Below are 18,734 nucleotides of genomic sequence, written 5' to 3'. Positions count from 1 at the left end.
CAATTTCAATAGAAGTTGACCCGTTGGCGTGTGCGGGCCGGTCTCGCCCACTCTAAGGTGACCACCCCGGCGTCGCAAGGTGCGGCGTCGTGTCGCAGCCACCACAACGAGTCCCCATGCAAACGCGCGTCACCGATCTGCCGCTGCCTGCGGCATCCACCAGCCAATCCGAGCAAGGCACTGAGTTCCGCGTGCTGGGTGCCATCAGCTTCGCGCACCTGCTCAACGACATGATCCAGTCGCTGATCGTTGCGATCTATCCCGTCCTCAAGGCCGGCTTCGACCTCAGCTTTTCGCAGATCGGCCTGATCACGCTTACGTATCAGATCACTGCATCGCTACTGCAGCCCGCCGTAGGGCTGATTACCGACAAGAAGCCCATGCCGTACTCATTGCCCGTCGGTATGGGTTTCAGTCTGTGCGGCCTGCTGCTGCTCGCCACCGCGCCCACTTTTGGTGTGTTGCTGGTAGCCGCCGCGCTGGTGGGTGCGGGCTCGTCAGTGTTCCACCCCGAGTCGTCACGCGTGGCGCGCATGGCGTCCGGTGGCCGCCATGGTCTGGCCCAATCGCTGTTTCAGGTGGGTGGTAATGCGGGTGCTTCATTAGGGCCGTTGCTGGCGGCGTGGATCATCGTGCCGCACGGTCGCGGCAGCGTGGCCTGGTTCTCACTCGCTGCTTTGCTTGGCATGGTGGTACTGCTGCAGGTGAGCCGCTGGTATCGCCATCACCACGTGGTACGCGGCAAGGCCAAGCCGCGGCATGCGCTGTTGGTGCCGCTGACCAAGGCGCAGGTGGGTTGGTCGCTGCTGATTCTTGGTCTGCTGATCTTCTCCAAGTACTTCTACCTGGCGAGCATCAGCAGCTATTACACGTTCTACCTGATTAACAAGTTTGGCGTATCGGTGCCCAACGCACAGATGCATCTATTTGTCTTCATGTTTGCGGTGGCGGCCGGTTCGCTGATTGGTGGTCCGGTGGGTGACCGCATTGGCCGCAAGTGGGTGATCTGGGTTTCGATTCTTGGCGTGGCACCGTTCACCCTGTTGCTGCCGCACGCCGATCTTTTCTGGACGGGTGTGCTGACGGTGGTGATCGGCCTCATTCTGTCTTCGGCGTTCTCGGCCATTCTGGTTTATGCGCAGGAACTGATTCCTGGGCGTGTGGGAATGATCTCGGGCCTGTTCTTTGGTTTTGCCTTCGGCATGGCTGGCATTGGTGCTGCGGTGCTGGGGCATGTCGCCGATGCTCGGGGCATTGAATACGTGTACGGGTTGTGTGCGTACCTGCCCTTGATGGGTCTGATCACCGTGTTCTTGCCGGATATTGAGAGGAAGGCAATGGTGGGGGGAGGTTAACTCGTACCTGCCCCAGGGGGTGGTCAGCCAACGCTGCCATGTAGGAGCGCACTTGTGCGCGACCGCGGCGCTTCGTGGTTACCTCGGTGGTCGTTTTTGCGAGCTCTGCTGCTGCGCAAGTAACCAACCCTGCGGTCGCGCACGAGTGCGCTCCTACAGAAAAGCCAAAGCGCCCTATCGCTCAGCTGCGCGGGCGGAATGCTCTTGATCTGAGGAACACCTCACGGACTTGTCGGGCTATTCGTCCGGCATGTACCAAGCAGGAGGTTTTCTCCGTGGTGGGCGGTGTCAATCCAGGCGAGCATCATCGGTGGCTCGAGCAACTTCATCGCGCCACCTCGCGCTGCAAGCAAGCATTTAGATAACCACCGGCTCAGGCGCCAGCCGCACCCCAAACTTCGCCCGCACACCCTCAATCACTCGCTGCGCGAACGCCCACAGTTCCGCACCCGTCGCGCGACCATGATTCACCAACACCAACGCATGCCGGTTGGAAATGCCCGCATCGCCTTCACGCAGTCCCTTGAAGCCACTGCTCTCAATCAACCACGCAGCAGACAATTTCCAGCGGCCGTCGCTGACTACCCACGAGACCAGCTCCGGGTGCTCACGCTTGAGCGCCTCGCCGACGGAAGCATCGACGATGGGATTCTTGAAGAAGCTGCCTGCGTTACCGATCACTGCCGGATCGGGCAGCTTTCGAGTGCGCAAATGCACCACCGCTTCGGCGACATGGAACGGCGCTGGCTTGGCGATGCCCATGCGATCCAGTTCTTCGCGAATACCTGCGTAGTCCATCCGCAGTTCGCGCGTGCGAGGCAGGCTGAATCGAACCGCCGTCACAATGTAGCGCCCAGGCTGATGCTTGAAGATCGAGTCGCGATAAGCGAATGCACATGCTGCGCGATCAAGGGTGGCAACGCGGCGTTCCTGCGTATCCCACGCTTCCACGCTTTCGACGAACTCAGCCACTTCGGTACCGTACGCGCCGATGTTCTGGATCGGCGCGGCGCCCACCGTACCCGGGATAAGTATGAGGTTCTCCAGACCGGCGAAACCCTGGCCGAGCGTCCAGCGCACGAAATCGTCCCAGCGCTCGCCGGCGGCAACGGCAATGCGTGCTACTTCGCCGTCCTGTTCCACCTGTACGCCGCGCGTGGCCATGGCTAATACGGTGCCATCGATATCGCCGGTGAGCAGCAGGTTGCTGCCTTCTCCCAGTACCAGCAACTTGCTGTTGCGAACGGCGGGAAAGTCCAGCAACTCTGGCAGTTTCGATGCATCGTGTACCTCGGCCAGCAGCTTGGCGCGTGCATCGACACGGAGCGTATTGCGCGTCCCCAAAGGGGCGTTTTCGATCAGCGTATAGCCGCCCATATCAATGCGTTCAACCGCCATGGTTTTCTTCCCGCTGGCGACGGATCTCGCCCACGCATTCGGCGATCAGCGCCGGGCCGCGGTAAATCATGCCCGAGTAGATCTGCACCAGCGAGGCACCGGCATCCATTTTCTCGGCGGCATCGCTGCCATCAAGAATGCCGCCGACGCCAATGATGTCGAGCTGGTTGCCCACACGTTTGCGCATGCCGCGCAGGACGGCGGTGGAGCGGGCGAACAGTGGCTTACCGGATAGCCCGCCTGTTTCGTTGCCATGCGGGTCACTGGCCACGGCAGAGTGGTCGATCGTGGTGTTGGTGCAGATCACGCCATCGACCTTGGCAGCCAGCAGCACTTCTGCGATGGCATCGAGTTCGGTTTCGCTGAGGTCTGGCGCGATCTTCAGCAGCATCGGCTTGCGTGCGCCGCTTTGTGAGCCGAGGCGCTCCTGCGCTTCGCGCAGAGTCTCGATGAAGCGGCGCAGGGTGGCCTCTTCCTGCAGGTCACGCAGGCCCTGGGTATTGGGCGAGGAGATATTCACCGTGATGTAGCTGGCGAGGGCGTATACGCGCTCCAGACAGAACAAGTAGTCGTCCACGGCCTTTTCGTTGGGCGTGTCTTTGTTCTTACCGATGTTGATGCCGAGCACGCCGCGATAGCTGGACTGCTGCACGTTGCGCACCAGTGCGTCGACGCCCGCATTGTTGAAGCCCAGGCGATTGATGACCGCCTCGTGGCGCGGCAGGCGGAACATGCGCGGCTTGTCGTTGCCCGGCTGCGGACGCGGCGTGGTCGTGCCGACTTCGATAAAGCCAAAACCTAAAGCGCCCAGTCCATCGAGATGGTCGGCGTTCTTGTCCAGGCCGGCCGCCAATCCGACCGGATTCGGAAAGCGAATGCCGAACGCGGTGGTCGGCAACTCGGCTGGCGGCTTGGCGACGAGATGGGAGAAGTTGCTGCGCTGGGCAACATCCAGCCCGTAAAGGGTGAGGCCATGGGCTGTTTCGGCGTCGAGCGCGAACAGCAGCGGGCGAATCAGATCGTACATGCTCAAGGCAGCGTGCCTACGTAGATGACAGTGTCGTAATCGAAACTGATGCGCCCATCGACTGCGCAGCTGTCAAACAGCTCACGCAGCGCGTGCATCATCGGTTCGTGTTGGGGGTGGCCTGCGCGTGGCGCGTAAGAAGAGGACAGCAGCCGTCCGCTCAGGCCATCGTAATCGAGCAGCTGGCCATGATCGAAACGCCCCATGCCCCGATAACCTGCACCGAACCAGGCGCGCATGCGCGGCTCGTCGCCGTAGCGCTCGGCGACGCTGGTGTAGTCGGTGCCATAGGTTTTCAGTAGCGCCTCGTAGCCCTCAAGGAACGGCGTGCCTACCAGTCGACGCGAGTTCCAGATCACGGCCGTGAGGCCATCGGATCGAAGAATGCGTTGGAACTCGTGGCGGGCAGCGGCTTGATCAAACCAATGGAATGCCTGCGCAACGGCCACCAGATCCACGCTTCCGCTTTCCAGCCCCGTCTCAGTGGCACGACCATCGACGATGCAAAAACGCTCGTTGTCGCCGAGCCACTGCTCGGCGGCCACGCGCATGGGCCCGTTGGGTTCCACCGCGATCACACGGTGGCCGCCATCGAGAAAAAGCTTGCTCGAGATACCTGTGCCCGCGCCAATATCGGCCACCAGCCAGTGCGGATCCACGCCGTGCTCGCGGCGCAACCACTCCAGCATCGCGGCAGGATAATCAGGGCGGTAGCGCACGTACTCGGCAACGCGATCACTGAAGCGCTCGGTAGGCTTGAGGTCGGTCATGGTGTCACCCGTTCAGCAGCTGACCGCCGTCCACGCATAGCGTCTGGCCGGTGATCCAGCTGGCATAGGGTGAAGCGAGGAACAGCGCGACGTTGGCGATTTCTTCCGGCTTGCCGTAACGGCCGAACGGGATCTTGGCCAGCGTCTGCTGGTAGAGCTCAGGCGCCTCGGCCTTGCGGCGATCCCACAAGCCTTGGGGAAATTCGATGGAGCCAGGCGCAATGGCGTTGACGCGAATGCGATGTTTGGCCAGCGCCAGCGCCTGCGAGGTGGTGTACTGACTCAGTGCCGCCTTGACCGCCGCATACGGGGCGCTGCGCACGCTGGCGTGGAACGCCGCGATAGAGGTCGTATGCAGGATGCACGCGTGTGGCGAGGTCTTGAGATGGGGCAGGGCGGCGTGTGAGGCGCGTACGGCAGCCATCACATCGACGTTGAACCCGGCCAGCCAGCTGGCGTCGTCGTTGGTGAAGCCGTAGCCGCTCGCGTTGTTCACCAGTACATCGATGCCACCGAGGACTTCGGCCGCTTCCTTGATATAGCTGTCGATGGCCGCTGCGTCGGCCAGATCGCAGCTGCGTGTGTGCGCGGTAACACCGAAGGCGGCGACGGCATGGCGCACTTCATTCAGCGCTGCTTCGCCGCGTGCGCAAACGGAAACGGCGGCCCCAGCTTCAGCGAAGGCCAAAGCGATGCTGCGACCGATGCCCTTGCTCCCACCCGCCACGACCACGCGATAGCCGTGGAAGTCAAAGGGCGCGTGCGGTGTGTCCGACGCTGGTCGCAGGCTGCTCATGACCAGTGCCAGGGTAGAAGGTGCGAGAACATGCCGAAACCCAGCAGTAGCGCGGCAACGATAAACAAGAGAAGGAGCGCGAAAAGCGCGAGCTGGACATAGCCCAGAACGAGCCCGATGACCGCCATGGCATCGCCTTCCATGGTGCCGGGCTGTGCGCGGCGGATTTCTCCGCGCGCCATGTGACCGCAAACGATGGCTGCAATCGCCGCCACCATGGGAAGGACAACCCATGAAGCGATACCGCAGGCCAGGCTCACGATAGCGAGCGTGTTGGTCGTGCGATAGGCGGTGGGCTGATAGCTCATCTCATGCACTTCCTGCGCGGGTTGGCTTTGGCAAGGGCGACGCCAGGTGGCGTCGCCCTTCAGGTCTTACAGGTCGAACTTGATGCCCTGCGCCAGCGGCAGCGAGTTCGAGTAGTTAATGGTGTTGGTCTGTCGACGCATGTAGACCTTCCACGCATCCGAACCCGACTCGCGACCACCGCCGGTTTCCTTTTCGCCGCCAAACGCGCCACCGATTTCCGCACCGGAAGTGCCGATGTTGACGTTGGCGATACCGCAGTCGGAGCCACCTGCCGACAGATACTGCTCGGCCGACTTCAGGTTCTGCGTGAAGATGGCGGAAGAGAGGCCCTGCGGCACGCTGTTCTGCAGCTCGATGGCTTCGTCCAGCGTCTTGAACGGCATCACATAAAGGATCGGCGCAAAGGTTTCCGTCTGCACCACTTCGTCGCTGTTCTTCACGCCAGTGACGATGGTCGGCAGCACAAAGTTGCCCTTGCGGTCAGTGAGCGCAGCGCCACCGGTCAGCACCTTGCCGCCCGTCGCCTTGGCCTTCTCCACGGCGCCGAGGTAAGCCTGCACGGCTTCCTTGCTGTTGAGCGGGCCCATCAGGGTGGTGGCGAGGGTCGGGTCGCCGATCTTGCCTTCCACCTGCTTGTAGGCGGCAACCAGCTTGTCGGTGACGTCGTTGACGATCGCCTCATGCACAAACAGGCGACGCGTGGTGGTGCAGCGCTGGCCCGCGGTGCCGACGGCACCGAACACGATGGCCGGAATGGCCAGCTTCAGGTCTGCGCTCTCATCCAGAATGATGGCGTTGTTGCCACCCAGCTCCAGCAGCGAGCGGCCCATGCGCTTGGACACGCGCTCGCCCACATGGCGACCCACCTTGGTGGAACCGGTGAAGCTGATCAGCGGAATGCGGTGGTCATCGACGAAGTGCTGCGACAGCTCCACGCCAGCGTCATTGAACAAGAAGAAGATATCCGGGAAGCCGGCGGCCTTCAGCGCGTCGTTGCAGATCTTCATGGTCGCGATGGCCGACAGCGGGGTCTTGGGCGACGGCTTCCAGATGCAGATGTCACCGCAGATGGCTGCGAGGAACGCATTCCACGCCCACACCGCCACCGGGAAGTTGAACGCGCTGATGATGCCCACCAGGCCCAGCGGCTGGTACTGCTCGTACATGCGGTGACCCGGGCGCTCCGAGTGCATGGTGTAGCCGTAGAGCATGCGGCTCTGGCCCACGGCGAAGTCGGCGATGTCGATCATCTCCTGCACTTCGCCGTCACCCTCCGGCTTGATCTTGCCCATTTCCAGGGCCACCAGCGAACCCAGTGCGTCCTTATGCTGGCGCAGCGCTTCGCCGCACAGGCGAGCGGCTTCGCCGCGACGCGGGGCCGGCGTGGTGCGCCACACCTTGAACGCCTCCTGGGCGCGCTTGACGATCAGTTCATAGTCCGCCGCACTGGAAGCATGGACCGAAGCGATCACTTCGCCTGTTGCCGGGTTGACCGGCTGCAGCGTGCCGGCGTCGGTGGTCTTGGACCACTCGCCATGACCCAAATACGTACCCGACTGCGTCGCGCCGAGACCGAGTGCGGTGAGAATTGCGTTGGACATGCTTGACTCCGGACCGTGGCGCGGGGATGGCGCCGGGATGAAAACGGTCATTCTAGCAGGGGCCGTAACCACCTGTTTTGGTGCGGGCCGCCCTGCCAGCCGCGGCGATGGCCCGCGTGGATCGCACTGACGGGCGATCCATGCCAGAATTCCGCCGTTGCCCCCGTAGCTCAGTTGGATAGAGCGTCCCCCTCCTAAGGGGAAGGTCGTACGTTCGAATCGTATCGGGGGCACCATTTTCCATTCGCGAGGCCGTGAGCCTTGGCGCCGTCCGATCGCTGGGGCGGATGGGGCGCCTCTGAATGGCCAGTGTTCGCCTGGACGTCGGCGCAGTGATGTCGACATGACCGACAGTTGTCGCCATTGCGCGCGATGCGTGAGCGTGGAGGGGGCTGAGCTGGGGCGGCCACGGCTGACGTATCGAAGGGTCGCTGCCCCTGCCGCAAGTGGCGCTCTTCGTCACGCCGCTGACGTAGCGTGTCAGCTTGTGGCGAAAATGCCCCGGTCGAGGACTTCGGCTTGCACATGGCCAGCGACGGCATCCTGATCGACGGCCTCACCGTCGAGCACGGCCTGCAGCGACGAGGCATCGTAGATCGACGCGTGCCAACTTACCCTGCCGGCCAGCTCATTGATTTCGCACTGTACCCATAGTGGGTGATCGGTTTCGTCGACGACGTTGAATGTCGTGTTCATGAGTGGGCGCCCCTGTGCGCCCTGCAAAACAGTGACGGATGTGGTGTGGGCGCCTGGAAGGCCGGGTAACGGCCAGGGTTGGCGCCTCGTATCGTTGAATGTGGCGTTGCTCACCGTATGGCAATCAAGGAGCGTGCCATCGCAAGCCCGTGCACATTGACGGGGGAGAGGTGGGGCGGGGAAGTGTGCGGCGCGTTACGTTTTTGAGAGCGGTGCGCACTGACGTGCTTCGCGTGCCGTGGCAGCCGTGGTGGGGATCAGGCGAGCATCCCTTTCTCGCGCGCGTAGGTATAAATTTCCAGGTCGCTCTTCAGTCCCAGCTTGGTCATCGCGTCCATCTTCTGGCGGCTGATGGTCTTGACGCTGCGATTGAGCTGCGCAGCGATCTCGGATACCGTCAGGCCCGACGCGAACAGGCGTAGCACTTCCGTTTCGCGCTTTGACAGCACCGGTTGCGTCGGCAAGCCGCCTTCGGTGTGCGTGGTATTCAAGATGTCTTTGATGCTCGTGCTGAGGTATTCGCGTCCATGCGATACCGCCTGAACGGCAAGAGGGAGTTCGGTCAGCGCATCCGACTTGCTGAGCAACCCGCGCACACCTGTGGCGAGAATGGCATTGAGCACGCCGCCGTTGTTCACCATCGTCAGTACGATGACCGGCAGCTTGGGCCAGTGTCGGCGGATCATGCCGATCATGTGCAGGCCGTCCGCCATGTGTCCGCCCGGCATGCTGAAGTCGGTCAGCACAAGATCGCATTCGGTCTTTTCGATGGCATCCACCAGCTCCGTTGGCGAGCCTACGTCCGCCGCCACGGTGACCCCGGCGCTGTTCTCCAGCAATGCTCGCACCCCGCTGCGAACGATGGGGTGGTCATCGGCCAGAATGATGCGCAGGGTCACTGTGTGCTTATTCCTGTTGCTAGTGTGGGCCTAAGCGTACTCGACTGGGTGCGGCAGGCGTCTGGAGCATGGTCCTATCCGTCACCCCGACCGTTGATGTCAGATTTGATGGCGCAGGGTGTGGATGCCGCGTCAAGACCGTGCCCGGAACGCCCCTTCACATCTACTGTGGAATCAACGCGGGCTACAGTGTTTTTACTGTGACTTCGATGTATCGCGCGGGCTGTGTGAGGCCTGGTTCGATACTGCCATCCCGGTCGGCGAGGGGCGTCCATGCTTAGGTGTTGCCCTTCAAGATGGCAGGCGTTTACTGGCACGACGTGCGGCCAATGCGTACACACTTATTCAGTCATACCGGTGCGACGGGCATGCTCCGCGTGGTGCAGCTGAGTACCAGTCAACCCGATGTCGACATGACGCCTTAGCAGCGTAGATTTCAGCAGGGCGCACGTTTCTCGCGTGCCATATCAGGCATGCGCACGACACGTGGCAAGTAGTCACACAGCCATGTGTCCCAAACCTTCATGATTCACGGGCTTTCGACAAATTCTCGGCTCTAATCGATCGAAAGAGGGGGTGGGCGCGAGCACGGCTCACGCCTCCAGCGTATGGGTTTCCGGGCGCCATGCCTGTGGTCGCCGGTTCAGGCCGCATGAAGCGGATGCCTCGCCAGCCCAGCTTGCGAGAGATCGGGTAGCGAGGCGTGCCCGCAACCGTTGGCGATGGAAGGTGTCCGAACAGGAGTGTTGCATGCGGTTGCCGCTTAATCGCCAGGTGTCGATGGCTTATCTGAAGCGGAGTTGCCGCTCGGCCTGGTTGGGGTGTTTCGCCATCGCGCTTGCGCAGCCGGCACTTGCCCAGTCGAACGACTCGTCGGCCGAACTGAAAGCCGAGATTTCCCAGATGCGCCAGCAGATGCAGGCGCAGCAAGACGTCATGCGCAAGATGCAGCAGCGCCTGGATGAGCTGGAGGCAAAGGAAGCCTCGAAGGAGAAGGCGGCATCAACAGCTGCAGCTACGCCGGCAGTGCCACCAACCGCCCCCACGCCACTGGTGACGCCCGCCACCGCACCGACCACGGCTGTCTCGACGGGATACCGCCCACCGTCTGCTCCTGCGGGTGTGTCGGAACCCATGCCCGAAGGTTATGTGCGCTTGGGCGATACGGGAAGCCTGCTCAAGATCGATCTGGTAGCGCAACTCGACACCATGATCGACAACAAGTACATGGGCTCGCGCGATCTGTTCGTGCCTTCCTCCATTCCTGTACAGGGGCAACCCTTCTATGACTCCGGTTGGCGCACCAACTTGAGTGCCAGGCAAAGCCTCTTGCGCATGGACTTCCGGCGTGAGTCGGACTACGGCACGGTCAAGGTGGTCTACAAGAACAACTTCTTCGGCAGCGGCAGCGGCGACATGCCGTACAACATGCAATTCTTCTACGGCGAGCTGGACAACGAGCGCTTCACGCTGCTCGCGGGCTACAACATCTCTGCCTTCACCGACATCTCGGTGTTTCCCAATACGCTGGATTACGAAGGCCCCAACTCCTTCACCTTCAAATATGGGCCGCAGCTGCGCTTCTCGCCTTATCTCTACAAGTCGTCGGCCGGGGCGCTCACCTTGCCCATGTCCATCGAGAAGCCCAACGCGGATATCGCGGTGGCCCAAGGCTACGCACCTTACTCACGGCGTGCCGACTTTACGCTGGGCCTACGCTGGGAGGCGCCCAACTGGCATGTGCAGTGGGCCAACCTGTTGCGTGACCTTGGCGTGCAAAACAGCACCACCGGTACCGCCAAGCATGCCAGTGCCTATGCCACGCAGCTTACCGGCGCCAGCAAAGTGTTCGAACGTGACAGCGTGCAAGCATGGGGCAGCTACGGCAAGGGCTACGCCAACTTCCTGCAGGATATTTCCGGCCTCGGGCTGGACGCCGCCTTCACTACCAACGGCGATTTGAAGGCCATCAAGGCGCGCGGTTATGGTGCCGGCTATACCCATGGGTGGACAGACAATCTCAGTTCCAGCCTGGCCTATGGCTATCTGCGTGTCAGTCCCAGCTCGAACATGCTGATCGAGAACACCTTGCCAAAGAGCACCAAGTTCGCATCGCTCAATCTCGCCTGGCAATTCACCCAGCGCACCATGCTTGGCATCGAGTACCTGTGGGGCCAAAACATCGACCTTGCCAACTCGCGAGGGGAGGGGCAGCGTGTGCAGACTTCGCTGCGCTACGACCTCAACCCGTGATGCTTTGATGCCACGTGACGTGACGTGACATCACCTCACCAGCGGACGCGCAACCCGATGTCACCTTCTGTTCCGCGTCGATGCCATGCATCGGTGTTGCGAAGGTAGCTGGCTTCGCCATACAGGCCAATGTGGTTCGAAAGCTGCGCGGTGACACCGGCGCCGGCTTCCAGTGCCGTGCTGGCCAGGTTGGTGGGGATGCCGTCGATGCCGCCAAACACGGTGTTATAGACGCGATGGAAAGTCCGCCATAGATCCAGCTTCAGATACGGCTGCCAGATTTGCTGCGACGGGCGAAAGTCGCCTACCAGGCGTGCGCCGATCCGTCCGGTAACGGCATTGGTCGGCTCAAACGCGACAGTGGAAATGGGATCGGTAAACGCATCGTTGTCCAGATGCTGCATGATCACCTGCGCCTGGGGTTCCAGCGTAAGGTTGTCAGACAATCGCAGCGGCAGGCCGGTTTCCAGCGAGGCGGCCACCGTGGTGCCACGTGTACGGTTATTGAAGCCCTGGATGGAGTTGACCTCGGTATGCGACCACGTGCCGAGCAGCACGGCATCGACATACGCGTTGTTGGGAAACAAGTGCGTCCAATACGCGCCCACACTGTCAGCATCTCCACGTAGCGTGCCGGCATGCGCATCCGGAAAGCCAACGACGCTGCCATTCACGTCGCCATTCGTGTGCAGATAGCCGATGAACATGCCGACGCGATCGCGCTGTCCACGGTCAGTTTCGTGGGCGTAGATGTCATGGCCGGCCTGCACACCGTCCATATGCCCGTCGAATCGCGGTTGCGCGCCCATGCCGCCTTGTTGCTGATTGTCGCGATAGCCGAGCACGCGCACCCAGCCGCCGGGTAGCCACCCATTGCCAGTGGCAAGCAACTGTCCGCCCTGACGCTGGTCGTAGGTGCCCAATTGCAGCAAGCCAACTTGCACGTTGACCGCAGGAATGGCCGAGTCCAGCGCAACTTCGGGGCGATAAAGCGGCGTCGGCGGATCACCTGGCGCAGGCGGGGGCGGCAGTAGTGGAGAGCCTTCGCCCGGAGTGGGTTCGGTAATCGGGCTTTCGCCACCCGGACCGGTGGGTGGCAGTGGACCGATGGGCGGTGTCGGAGTACCTGGTGGCGGCACCGAGGCTATCGGCGGTGATGGCGGCAGTGATGAGCGCAAATACCAGTTCTGCGAGGTGCCCGGCGTCACACCACCTTCAAACAGCAGATAGGTATACGCGCCGGCCTGCAGCTTTCCACCGTTCAGCGAGAACGCCGTGCGTGCCACGGTGGCACCCTGTGTGGCCTGGACCAGCAGAATGCCGTTCTGCACCGTCAATGCGCCAGCGCCACCCAGATTGGTGACGCGCAGCAGAGTTGACCCACTGGCATTGCCTCCACTGATCACCAGCTTGTCGGATGGCGAGCTGTCTGCACCCAGCATGGTATCCATAACAACATTGGCTTGTTGTCCCACGTAGTTGCCGATGATGGTGAACGTGTTCGCCGCCGGTGGATCGCCGTTGGTGAGGTCGATCGTGCCTGCATTGTTCACCTGCACCAGCTGACCGGCGGTGAGCGGCGCAATACTGCCGTTGGCGCCATTGCCCGCGAGCAGCGTGCTGCTGGCGTCAATCGTGACCGTGCCAGTGCCGGTGGTGACAGTGCCCATGGTGAGTGTTCCGTCCATGGCTAGTTGCGTACCGTTGGTTACGTTCACGCTGTTCCAGTTGCTGAAGCCGCTGACGCCGGTGGCCGTGGCGTGATCAAAGGTGAGCGAGCCTGGGGCAACACCTGTGCCACTTACGGTGCCGGTAAGGTGAAATGCGCCTCCTTGAATCAACGCGGAATCGAAAGCGCCGCTGCCACTCCAGCTCCAGTTGGTACCAAGCGCCTGCAGCGTGTTGAAATGCGTGAATGCATTGGTGGCGCTGCCACTGCCTTGCAGTATCAGTGTGTTCTTGTTGGTGCCGCTGCCACCATCGGCCGCGCCAAGAATCACGGAGCCCGTCTGCAAGATAAGCACATTCGCACCCGTGCCCATCTGCACGGCGGTGCCGCTGCCACCTTGCAGAAGACCGGCATTGGTCACCGTCGTGGCGCCGTTGAGCGAGCGAACAGCCGCGCCTTGCTGGCTGATGATCCGACCACCCGGCAAGTTCTGGATATTCGCAGTGAAATTGGCAGACACGGTATTGGAAAACACCGCGTCCGCGCCGCCGCCCTGCACCTGGATCGTTCCGCTGTTGACCAGGGTATCTTTATTGCCCTGCATATAGACGCCATTACTGCTGGTGCCCGTGGTGAGCACCGACCCAACATTGGTGATCGTGCCGTTTTGACCCAGGATGGAAAGGGCGCGTGCATTGCTGCCGCTCGTAGTCACCGACCCGTTGTTGGCGAGTGAGTTGTTGGCCTGGCCGGTTTGCGTCTGTCCCCACGCCGCTGTCATCGCGTAGGCGTTGGGGCCTGACGTGCTGATGCTGCCGTTGTTGATCAGCGTGTTGCCGTTGCCGCTCGCCGCCATGCCGTCGTTGTAGGCGCCACTGGTAGTTATGCTGGCGCCATTAGCGTTGGTCAGCGTATTGCCATCGGCCACGGCCAATAGTTCAGCACCTCGGTTGGTGCCGGTGCCACCACCACCTGTCAACGTCAGCGCACCTTGGTTGGCGATCTGACTCGAATGATCGATGCTGAAAGAAACCGGGCTCACGCTGCGCGTGTTGGTGAAATTGACACCAGCGAGAATATTGATCGCAACATTGCCGCTGCCCGTCGCGGCAATGACTGGTGTGACACCGCTACCACTGCAGGTCACCGTAGCGCCCGTTGTTGGCGCTGTGGCCGTGCACGTCGCATGGATCACTCCTAGCGGTGCAAGGCAAAAGCAAAGCAGTGAAGGGGCGCCCCATGGCGCGCGCCAGATCTTCATACGATGCGCGTTTCTGCGCTCATGGTGACGACGAAACATGCTCTCTCCCGACAGTGGCGCGGCTTGGCGCGCAAGCTCAGGGCAACCTCTTCGAGTCTCCGACAGCTGGCGCTGATCGCTGATCGACGCTGCAATGTTTTCGGCTTTTTGCGACGGGCCAGGTATACGTCGTGTGAATGTGCTGGGTGACGATGCCGATCAAGAATCGTTCCCCGTAACGGATTCATGCGGCATTGATTCGCTAGTTCGGCCGCCGCGACGCGAGAGCGAGCACGCTGAGGTGCTTGTAGTGGGTTCCACGCCAATAGAGGCGTTTGCATTGAGCACATTGCGTGAACCGGCGGCATTGTGCGTAGACGCGTGGCGGAACCATGCCGAAGATGGCATGGCGCTCGACCGATCGCAGCTTGCCGTTGCAGATCATGCAGCGGGTAAATGGCTGCAGGTCCTTCTGAAGGGAAAAGGCTTCGACGATTTCCTGCAGCTGTTCCAGTGGCTCCGTGTGGCGTACCCAATGTCCATGCGTCACGACGCTGCGCTTTAGCAAGCCGATGTCGCGCGTAAGAAGCACGCGACGCTCGCGGGCCGACACCGCCGCAAGCTGGACATCATCGAAAGCCGGATCGTAAATCGTGTCAAAGCCTAGCAGGCGTAAGCGTCGTGCAAGGGTGCCAAGGTGAACGTCAGCGACAAAGCGCGTTCGGCGCAAGGGCCGTGGACGTAAACGATACACAGGGCGAATATCGAGGCGCTCGAACATCGGGTACACCGCCACGCGCTCATCACCGCGCAGGTGAAACGTAAAGCGCACAGACCTGCCATTGACCAGAATCAGGTCGACCTCGGTATGGGGTACACCCAACGCTTCGATGGTGTCTTTTACCGTAGGTTTTCCGTGGAAGGCATGCGTAAAAGACTGCTTTCGCCGCCTCAGCGGCAGAAAGTCGTTCAGTTCCTCGTAGAAGCGAAACTGAGCCAAATGCAGGGGTGATGCCGCCACACCTGCTGGCTTGGTGAGTGTTGCCCTGGTGGATCTGGCGTCCATGAATGAATGGGTAGCTCAATGCCAGCTAAGGCCTCGAAGGCGGTCGAGCAGAGGTGGATAAGGCTAGGCCGCACGTTGTGTATTTTCTCACGTCTGTTGTCGATTGGCCGTGCAGCTGAAGCCCTTCTGTCCGTATTCGTGGTTACCGGAAAACCTCACAGAATCATCACTTAACGCGTGGGATTTTCATTGATGCGTCGTTATTCGGCAGGCGCACTGGGCTGGTGGCCCGAGTCACTCCCACGCATCGAGCCCTCCCCTGGAAGACGCCGTCGATATGACGCGGTGCGTTCATGTCCTTGAACGGGCGGGTGGCGTCATGAAAGCAAGCGCTCTCGCTGCGGGAGCCTGCTCATTGATTTAGTTCTGGTGTTGCGAGTTGCGGATGCGCTTGAGATCGGGGCAGGTCGCCTTGGAATAGCGTTCCCGTCTGGTTTTATTCGACGGATTCTTTGATGGGGCGTACATGCCGGCGCTTTAGATTCCTCCTGGTGTGGAGTGAACGGCAATGAAGCGAATACCTCATGACCTTTGTTTGCTGAATCGGCAACCTTCGCGCTCTCCTCTGCACCGAACACTATTGGTCAAGACCGTTCTTTTCGGTCTTGCATCGCTGGGCAGTATCCCCGCGCAGGCGCAATTGACGACAAATAACTTCTGGACCGGAGCCAATTCCACCAATTGGTTTGATCCGGGCAACTGGAGTAACGGCGTCGTACCCGACTTGACCACCAACACCACCTGGCTCAATACCGTTAGCCCCAATCCAACCGTTATCAATGGTGGTGCCGCGACATCGCGCATCATTCGTATCGCTGACGGTACCAGCGCTTCCACCACGGGTTCATTGACCGTCCGGAATGGCGGCACGCTCGATGTCACGACCAATTCCGGTGGCGGCTATCTTGCCGTGAGCTATGGGCAAAACTTTCCCACGACGTCCACCTTTATTGCGACCGGCAGTGGAACCCGCGCTACGGTGGCCACTTATATTTATGTGGCGCTGTTCGCTGGCGATAACGGCACGATGACCGTCTCCCAGGGCGCCCAAGTCTCGACGGGAATTACACTCGATGTCGCCGGTGGTGCAGGCAGCGTTGGTACGGTGACGGTGACCGACCCGGGAACCACGTTGACGATTGGTCAGACCATGTTCGAGGGTGATGCCGGGCAAGGCACCATGACGGTCGCCAACGGCGCCAAGGTATTTTCTGGCGTCAATTCGCCTGCGCTGATCGGTGGGGTGGTCACTCCCGTTGATAGCATCGGCACGTCGACGGGAGCGGTGGGTATCGTGGCTGTGACTGGGGCTGGTTCCGAGCTGACCAGCAATAACCCGCTTGTTGTGGGTGGTACGAACCCTGCGTTGCTTGCCTACTACCTCAACAACTTCGGCCTGGATGCCACGAGCCTCTTTGCCGGCAATAGCACAATGACCATCTCCAGCGGCGGCATCGTGAACTCGGGTGTCGGCACCCATGCGGATCCACTTTTTGTCAATGACAGTTTTATCGGCGGCACGCCTGGCAGCGTCGGTGCCGTTACGGTGACGGACCCCGGCTCAGGCTGGAACGTTGCCGGGAATCTGATGGTGGGTGGTGACGGACAGGGCACGCTGACAGTCACCAATAGCGGTCAAGTCACCGCGGCATCCATGTTGATCGCGCAGGCCGCGGGTTCTACGGGAACATTGAACATTGGCGCAGGCGCCACCGCAGCGGCCGCCGCGCCGGGTGTCATCCACACCAGCAGCATCGCCTTTGGTAGCGGCACCGGCAACATCGTGTTCAATCACAGCGACACCAGCGGCAACTACCTATTCCCCGCTGTCATCACCGGCACCGGTGCTGTCGACGTCTATAACGGCGTGACGGTCATGAGTGGTGCAAGCACGTATGCGGGCCCGACGACGGTGCACGGCGGTACCCTCGCGGCTGCATTGGCGAATGTATTCAGCCCCAACTCGGACTACCACGTTCAAGCAGCGGGCATCATGAATCTGCATGGTTTCGATCAGACCGTCCGCACCGTTACCAACGCAGGGTTGATACGTTTATCCGGCGACCCGGGTACGTTGCTGACAACGAACAGTTACGTAGGCCTTGGCGGAACGATCGCCCTCAACACTTACCTCGCGGATGATTTTTCACCATCGGATCGCCTGGTCATCAACGGGGGCTCCGGAACAGGCACGACCGGACTCGCCATTACCAACGCCGGCGGCCCTGGCGATGAAACCATGGCCAACGGCATTCTCGTCGTGCAAACCCTCAACGGCGCCACCACCAACGCGGGCGCGTTCGCGCTCACGGGTGAGCTGCGCGCTGGTGCATTCGAGTATCGCCTGCTGCAGGGCGGGCCGGATGGCAGCGCCGCCAACGACTGGTTTTTGCGCTCGACCATCATTGTGCCTCCAGTGCCTCCAGTGCCTCCGGCGCCACCCGAGCCCGAAATCCCACCGTTGGAAGTAGAGGAAGAACCGCCGGTGCCCGACGAGCCACCGCCACCCGCCCCGCTTCCGCCGGGCGTGTACCCGATTATTGGTCCGGAGCTGGCCACCTACGGTGTAGTGCAGCCCATTGCCCGCCAAATGGGGCTCACCATGCTGGGCACCTTGCACGAGCGCATTGGCGACACACTCACCAAGGCCAATGTCGGGACGGATGTGGAAGGCTGGGCGCCCTCTGCGTGGGCGCGCGTGTTCGGGCAGCAAATCGACAACACCTATCGTGCATTTGCTGAGCCCAAGGCCGGCGGCGACCTGATCGGTTTTCAAACCGGCCTCGATATCTGGCGTGGCAGCACCGCGCCAGATCACACCGATGCGGTGGGTGTCTACTTTGCCTTCAGCCATAGCTCGGTGGATGTGAATGGCCTTGTCACCAACGCAGCGGCGAATGGCTATGAAAATGTCAAAACGGGCACGCTCGGCCTCGACGCTTACACCGGCGGCGCGTACTGGACGCACTATGGCCCCACCGGCTGGTATCTCGACGCCATCTTCCAGGGCACGCACTACAGCGGCCACTCGACAACGATCAATACGCGTTTGCCCGTCTCGGGTTCCGGTTATGCGGCGTCGCTGGAAGCCGGCTATCCATTCGCGCTTCAGTTCGGCCCCAATTTCATCCTCGAACCCCAGGCCCAGGTGGTTTGGCAGCGTGTGATGTTGGACTCCGCCAACGATGGGCTGGGTGATGTCTCTCTGGGAGGGACAACCGGTGTCTCCGCGCGCTTGGGTGTGCGTGGCCAATGGACCATTCCCGGTGACCATGGCGATGTATGGCAACCTTATCTGCGAGCCAACCTGTGGCGTGATTCAGGCGGACAAGCGATGACCACGTTCGCTGGTAGCGATGGCGTAGAACTGGATCAGCAAGCGACGCGCATGGATGTCGCAGCGGGCATCACAGGAAAACTGGATGCCGGTTTCAGCTTCTACGGCCAGATTGGCTATCAGTTCGCGGTCAACAACACCGATTTGGCTCGCCGCAATGGTGTGTGGGGAGATGTTGGCGTGCGTTTGGTCTGGTGAGCGCCAACAGCGAAGAGCGCCACGGTGCTTGAGCGCGGCTAACAAAACGACAGAACGTCATTTCGACCTCGGCCGGAATGACGCGCTTTGTGCTCTGCGGAGTGTTGTGAGCCACGCTAA

13 protein-coding genes and 1 tRNA gene are annotated in these 18,734 nt (G+C 61.3%); 4 read left to right on the top strand and 10 right to left on the bottom strand.

All coding sequences use genetic code 11. From position 1 onward, the window contains the following. Window positions 1-116 precede the first annotated feature (116 nt). Entirely contained in the window at window positions 117-1,355 is a 1,239-nt protein-coding gene (locus tag AC0GUR_RS05800) for an MFS transporter (RefSeq protein ID WP_472876523.1), read from the top strand. A gap of 357 nt (window positions 1,356-1,712) precedes the next feature. On the opposite strand, the gene murB is transcribed toward AC0GUR_RS05800, so the two are convergent. The 6 genes from murB to amaB form a co-directional block, all read right to left on the bottom strand. After that, complete coding sequence (murB, locus tag AC0GUR_RS05795) at window positions 1,713-2,732, bottom strand: UDP-N-acetylmuramate dehydrogenase (RefSeq protein ID WP_472876863.1); 1,020 nt, start codon at window positions 2,730-2,732, stop codon at window positions 1,713-1,715. Window positions 2,733-2,742: 10 nt separating this feature from the next. Then, entirely contained in the window at window positions 2,743-3,780 is a 1,038-nt protein-coding gene (locus AC0GUR_RS05790) for a quinone-dependent dihydroorotate dehydrogenase (RefSeq protein WP_472876862.1), read from the bottom strand. A 2-nt stretch (window positions 3,781-3,782) separates the two neighbouring features. Continuing rightward, complete coding sequence (locus AC0GUR_RS05785; protein ID WP_472876522.1) at window positions 3,783-4,550, bottom strand: class I SAM-dependent methyltransferase; 768 nt, start codon at window positions 4,548-4,550, stop codon at window positions 3,783-3,785. 4 nt (window positions 4,551-4,554) lie between these two features. After that, complete coding sequence (locus AC0GUR_RS05780) at window positions 4,555-5,346, bottom strand: SDR family NAD(P)-dependent oxidoreductase (protein ID WP_472876521.1); 792 nt, start codon at window positions 5,344-5,346, stop codon at window positions 4,555-4,557. Next, on the bottom strand, window positions 5,343-5,654 hold the full coding sequence (locus tag AC0GUR_RS05775) for a DUF4190 domain-containing protein (protein WP_472876520.1): 312 nt from the start codon (window positions 5,652-5,654) through the stop codon (window positions 5,343-5,345). Before AC0GUR_RS05775 ends, AC0GUR_RS05780 begins: the two co-directional genes overlap by 4 nt. A gap of 66 nt (window positions 5,655-5,720) precedes the next feature. Beyond that, window positions 5,721-7,256, bottom strand: coding sequence for an L-piperidine-6-carboxylate dehydrogenase (gene amaB / locus AC0GUR_RS05770; RefSeq protein WP_472876519.1), 1,536 nt, complete (start codon window positions 7,254-7,256; stop codon window positions 5,721-5,723). A 159-nt stretch (window positions 7,257-7,415) separates the two neighbouring features. On the opposite strand from amaB, the gene AC0GUR_RS05765 reads away from it, so the two are divergent. Then, window positions 7,416-7,492 (top strand) — tRNA-Arg (locus tag AC0GUR_RS05765). 244 nt (window positions 7,493-7,736) lie between these two features. Here AC0GUR_RS05765 and AC0GUR_RS05760 read toward each other — a convergent pair. Both AC0GUR_RS05760 and AC0GUR_RS05755 read right to left on the bottom strand, forming a co-directional pair. Further along, window positions 7,737-7,952 carry a hypothetical protein gene (locus AC0GUR_RS05760; protein WP_472876518.1) on the bottom strand — a complete coding sequence of 72 codons (216 nt, stop codon included), beginning with the start codon at window positions 7,950-7,952 and terminating at the stop codon, window positions 7,737-7,739. Window positions 7,953-8,209: 257 nt separating this feature from the next. Further along, window positions 8,210-8,851: a response regulator gene (locus AC0GUR_RS05755; protein WP_472876517.1), complete on the bottom strand. Its 642-nt coding sequence runs from the start codon at window positions 8,849-8,851 to the stop codon at window positions 8,210-8,212. A 750-nt stretch (window positions 8,852-9,601) separates the two neighbouring features. Here AC0GUR_RS05755 and AC0GUR_RS05750 point away from each other — a divergent pair. Further along, a complete protein-coding gene (locus AC0GUR_RS05750) occupies window positions 9,602-11,104 on the top strand; it encodes a DcaP family trimeric outer membrane transporter (protein WP_472876516.1) in 1,503 nt (500 codons plus the stop codon). Window positions 11,105-11,139: 35 nt separating this feature from the next. Here the strand turns inward: AC0GUR_RS05750 and AC0GUR_RS05745 are convergent, their stop codons facing one another. Both AC0GUR_RS05745 and AC0GUR_RS05740 read right to left on the bottom strand, forming a co-directional pair. Beyond that, a complete protein-coding gene (locus tag AC0GUR_RS05745; RefSeq protein ID WP_472876515.1) occupies window positions 11,140-13,920 on the bottom strand; it encodes an autotransporter family protein in 2,781 nt (926 codons plus the stop codon). Between the two features lie 355 nt (window positions 13,921-14,275). After that, window positions 14,276-15,079: a Mut7-C RNAse domain-containing protein gene (locus tag AC0GUR_RS05740; protein ID WP_472876514.1), complete on the bottom strand. Its 804-nt coding sequence runs from the start codon at window positions 15,077-15,079 to the stop codon at window positions 14,276-14,278. A gap of 580 nt (window positions 15,080-15,659) precedes the next feature. Between AC0GUR_RS05740 and AC0GUR_RS05735 the strand changes: the two genes are divergently transcribed. After that, entirely contained in the window at window positions 15,660-18,614 is a 2,955-nt protein-coding gene (locus AC0GUR_RS05735; RefSeq protein WP_472876513.1) for an autotransporter family protein, read from the top strand. Window positions 18,615-18,734 lie beyond the last annotated feature (120 nt).

This window comes from Dyella sp. PARNA 12/25 (assembly GCF_055702865.1).
Note: the sequence above shows the minus strand (reverse complement) of the source record. Positions and strands in the feature narration are given on the sequence as shown.